The organism is Roseitalea sp. (assembly GCF_984466335.1).
The window spans coordinates 22220-22468 of the sequence record NZ_CFIFWG010000031.1 but is presented as its reverse complement, the minus strand read 5'-3'; the positions used below and the strand labels follow the sequence as shown (position 1 = coordinate 22468).

At 68.3% G+C, this 249-nt stretch carries 1 pseudogene; it reads right to left on the bottom strand.

Annotated elements, in window-relative coordinates:
• Nucleotides 1-249: pseudogene (locus tag AC5E6L_RS04770) on the bottom strand (deoxyribodipyrimidine photo-lyase); the annotation flags it as partial.

The following is a 249-nucleotide window of genomic DNA, read 5'->3' as shown; positions in this document are numbered from 1 at the left end:
CCACGCAAAGGCGTCGAAGCCGGCGTTGAAGTTGGCCGTGCGCAGCGCCGGGAAGTTGACGAGCAGGTGATAGGAGAACTCCCGCCAGGCAAGCTCCTTGTGGAACGTCTCAAGCTGCCTTTCCGGCACGCCCGGCGCGGCCGCCGCGCGATGCCAGATGTCGGCGGGCGTGATCTCGCCAAAGGCCAGATGCGGCGACAGGCGCGATGTGGCCTCGATGCCGGGAAGGTCGCGCCGGTCGCCATAGCC